Origin of the sequence: Exiguobacterium sp. UBA7533 (assembly GCF_002479335.1) — a bacterium.
Lineage (GTDB): Bacteria > Bacillota > Bacilli > Exiguobacteriales > Exiguobacteriaceae > Exiguobacterium_A.
Genome location: NZ_DLMP01000007.1, coordinates 7,438 through 10,840 on the forward strand (window position 1 = coordinate 7,438; position 3,403 = coordinate 10,840).

6 protein-coding genes are annotated in these 3,403 nt (G+C 43.9%); 2 read left to right on the plus strand and 4 right to left on the minus strand.

Translation table 11 applies throughout. The features are described 5' to 3' along the window. Window positions 1-716: PD-(D/E)XK nuclease family protein (locus B2U10_RS11085; RefSeq protein WP_349680034.1), on the minus strand; the 716-nt coding region annotated here is incomplete at its 3' end. A 138-nt stretch (window positions 717-854) separates the two neighbouring features. On the opposite strand from B2U10_RS11085, the gene B2U10_RS11090 reads away from it, so the two are divergent. Continuing rightward, the gene (locus B2U10_RS11090; protein ID WP_231496881.1) at window positions 855-1,232 is read left to right on the plus strand and encodes a truncated hemoglobin; all 378 of its coding nucleotides are present in this window, start codon (window positions 855-857) and stop codon (window positions 1,230-1,232) included. A 60-nt stretch (window positions 1,233-1,292) separates the two neighbouring features. After that, window positions 1,293-1,634, plus strand: a complete 342-nt coding sequence (locus B2U10_RS11095) for a hypothetical protein (RefSeq protein WP_029340963.1) — start codon at window positions 1,293-1,295, stop codon at window positions 1,632-1,634. 44 nt (window positions 1,635-1,678) lie between these two features. Here the strand turns inward: B2U10_RS11095 and B2U10_RS11100 are convergent, their stop codons facing one another. From B2U10_RS11100 to B2U10_RS11110, 3 genes are all read right to left on the minus strand, one after another. Then, a complete protein-coding gene (locus tag B2U10_RS11100) occupies window positions 1,679-2,086 on the minus strand; it encodes a hypothetical protein (RefSeq protein WP_023467385.1) in 408 nt (135 codons plus the stop codon). Between the two features lie 98 nt (window positions 2,087-2,184). Continuing rightward, entirely contained in the window at window positions 2,185-2,658 is a 474-nt protein-coding gene (locus B2U10_RS11105; protein ID WP_035409368.1) for a competence protein ComK, read from the minus strand. Between the two features lie 110 nt (window positions 2,659-2,768). Beyond that, window positions 2,769-3,403 (minus strand): sensor histidine kinase (locus tag B2U10_RS11110; RefSeq protein WP_290787739.1); only part of this gene is annotated, 635 nt, incomplete at its 5' end.

Consider the following 3,403-nt stretch of genomic DNA (forward strand, 5'->3'; position numbering starts at 1 on the left):
AAAGACGTTTGTTTTGCATAAGGATCCGCCGCGTCCATTGTAAAACTAATATGCATTTCAGCCACTTGTTGCATCAAGGCAAGCAGTACTTGTTGTTCCTGAAGCGAAAACTCATAAAATCCGTCGACGATGATCGTCGCTTGATCCAGTCGCGCTTTCGGAAGCAACTCAAGTAACGTCGTATAATAATCATCCGCATGGAGTGCCTTATCGACGATTCGTTCCGCAAAGCGCTCATAAATCAACGCAAGATCGTTCAATTTGGGTGACCGTTCGAGAGACCGATCACTCACTTGACGCAACATATCTGGCTCGATCAATGAGCGTTTAAACGACGCGATGAGTTCATCAAGTCCTTGGAAAAATCCTGGCATATTTTTCGTACGCTTAAAAATCTTTAACTCGTCTTCTGATTCCTCGACGACCTGTCGGAGTAATAATTGTGTTCCTGTCTCATCGAGAAATGGAATTGCTTGATTTCCGTAATCGCGTAAAATATGAAACGCAAAGCGCCGTAAACTCATGACTTCGAGACGAACAAGACCTGCTATCCGTTCATCTGTCGCAATCCGACGCTCCATTTCGAATGACATCTGATCCGGAACGATGAAATACATCTTCTCGCCTAGTGGTCGTTGCTCGAGTTCTTGTACGACGCGCTCAATCAATTGTGTCGTTTTCCCACTACCAGCACGACCAATGTGCATATGGTTCATCAAGAAAACCTCCTCTACGTTTTTATGTATCATTATTATCGCACAAATAAGAACAAATGTACTGTTTTCGACGCATGTCTTTTCGATATGGATTTGCTATAATCAGAACACATCCTAATGTAAGGCAGGTGATGATTTTTGTCGCTCTATGAAATGCTTGGAGGCGAGCAAGTACTCACCTCTTTGATTCATTCGTTCTATCATCAAGTCTACCATGATTCCTTATTGCGTCCGTTATTTCCTGATGATCGACACCGTGTCGAACAGGCACAATTCGCCTTCTTGACCCAAATGACAGGAGGTCCACGCGATCCGAATCAACCGCCGACGAGTTTAGCGATGATTCACCGGCTATTGCCGATTCAAAAAGAGCATGCCATCCGTTGGTTGGAACTGATGGAAATAGCTTCTCTTGATACGATTCCAAATGAAGAAGCGCGACTCCAACTCCTCGAGCGATTACGGATTGGCGCAACGAATGTCTTACGTGTTTGCGAAGCACACCAGATGGACTGAGGGATTTTTCTTTCTCATCTGTCCATTTCCATGTAAAATAATAAATGGAGGCGATATAACATGACGGAAGAACAAGAACAACGACCGGAACTCGTAAAGAATGCGATTGAGCAAGCAGAAGCATCGACGAACGAGGACGATACACTCGAAGAAGAACAAACCGAAGAACAAAAAAAATTGGACCATATCAAAGGTCTCGTCACCCTTGAACGCGGTTCTGATTACTACCGTGTCGTTTTTTATGACGATCATAAACACTTGATTTTCAAGGAACTCGATTACGACCGTGTCGACTTTGTAGGTCGGTTCTACAATGATAGCTTTGATCCGACGAACTTGACGGAACTAGAAGAAATCGCAGACAAAGCACTTTCGACTTCTTTACGGAAACGATTCCTTTAAGACATAAAAGAAGCCGTCCTCCCAACTGGAGAACGGCTTCTTTTTTATTGATCGGATTGTTTTTTCTTCCGACGAAGGACATAGGCAAGAACGCCACCTGCGACAGCGATTCCTGTTGCCGCCAAGATTGGAAGTAAGACTTTTTTATTAGATGCTAGTTTTTGTTTGACTTGTTCAAGTCGCGATTCATTCGTCTCTTTTAAGGCGATCGATGTTCGACGATTCATCGTGACATGCTTCGCAGCATCCGTCACAACGATTCGTTTCGTGACCCAACGGCGATTTCCGGCATCATCGACGACTAGTTGTCGCGCGCGTTTGATTCCTTTGATTCGTTTACCCGGTGTATTTTCCGGACGCACGATGCGGGAACTGATAAAGCGTCTGCCTCCAGTCGCACCAAATCCAGGCTGCAATTTTCGGCGATTTAACCATTCATATGATTCATTCATCGTGTCGCGGTAAAAGTTACCGCTTCACCTCCCTATGATTTCTCTCTCTACTTCTTTCTCCTTACATAAGTAAGATTCCTGTTATGTGTTTCCACTTTTCATCGATTCTTAAACTCCGGCAATTGGAAGCGCCGTTGCATTTCATACGCCAGTTCCAACGTTTTGATTCGTTGCCGTTCGATGCTGTATGCGGATGCGTCCGTATCAATACATTGACCTGTCTGAAACTCTACCTGTACTTTTCCAGACTTTTTTTGAACAGTCTTCATTTGCTTGAAATTGATCCAAATGCATTCCGCCTTTTCTTTTGCGGTCGTCGGAAAAAATATCGTTTGTGCCTGCCAATCTACTAAAACAGGTGTCTTTCGGTTCGGACCAAGAATATGTCGCGCTGCTTCGATCCGTCCACGCATCGATGAACCAAAATATAAACAGGATTCTTCAATCAACTTAATCGGATGACCCTCTAAAATACTTTCCGAATGCTCCTTGATGACAAGTGTCTGTGGTTCACCATATTGACCATATCGTGGAATCAAAGCTAACGTTTCTTCCGTAACTGGGTATGACATCTCCTTCACTCCCTTCCTGAATTATATTGGTTATATCAAACTTCCTTCTACTCTGCATGAGTATACCGATTATTTCCTAATGAAAAAAACGAGATCCTAGGATCCCGTTTTTAAAATTCTTCTGGCTTTTTTTCCTCTTGTTCAATAAAGTGACGTGGGAAATTAAAAATCACACAAACTTTCCCGACTCCATTTCCCGCAGGGCGATTCTCAATTGCTACCGTACCATCATGACGCTCAACGATCCTTTTGACAATGTAAAGACCAAGCCCAAACTTCCCTTCTTTGCCCCGTGAAAATTGATGAAACAAGGGCGAAGAGTCATCAAGTGGCGGTCCATCATTTTCAATTTCGATATGAACCTGATCCGCTGTCCCAGACAGTCGGATGTCAATTTGTGTTTCAGCATAACGAATCGCGTTGTCCATGACGTTTTCGAGTGCAACTCGTAATTGTTCCCCTTCACCAAGGACGATTCCCGCTTCTCCACTAACATGCCATTCGAGTGACTTCGTTCCAGAAAAACGATTTTTCAGCAGGTGTATCATCCGATCGATATCGACATTATCCCACGTCGAACGATCGAGCTCGAAATAGTCGAGCTTCGTGACGTAAAGAAGAGCCGCCACTTTTTTCTCTAATCGTTCCGCTTCCTCATCAATGACCGATACGGAGCCGGTTAAATCACCATCTGGATAGATCCCATCTGAAATGGACTGAGCATAACTTCGAATGACCATGATTG

What these genes read in the sequence shown, in the direction of transcription:
- B2U10_RS11100 (WP_023467385.1), bottom strand. Translation starts at nt 2,086, where the DNA reads ATGAATGAATCATATGAATGGTTAAATCGCCGAAAATTGCAGCCTGGA.
- B2U10_RS11105 (WP_035409368.1), bottom strand. Translation starts at nt 2,658, where the DNA reads ATGTCATACCCAGTTACGGAAGAAACGTTAGCTTTGATTCCACGATAT.
- B2U10_RS11095 (WP_029340963.1), top strand. Translation starts at nt 1,293, where the DNA reads ATGACGGAAGAACAAGAACAACGACCGGAACTCGTAAAGAATGCGATT.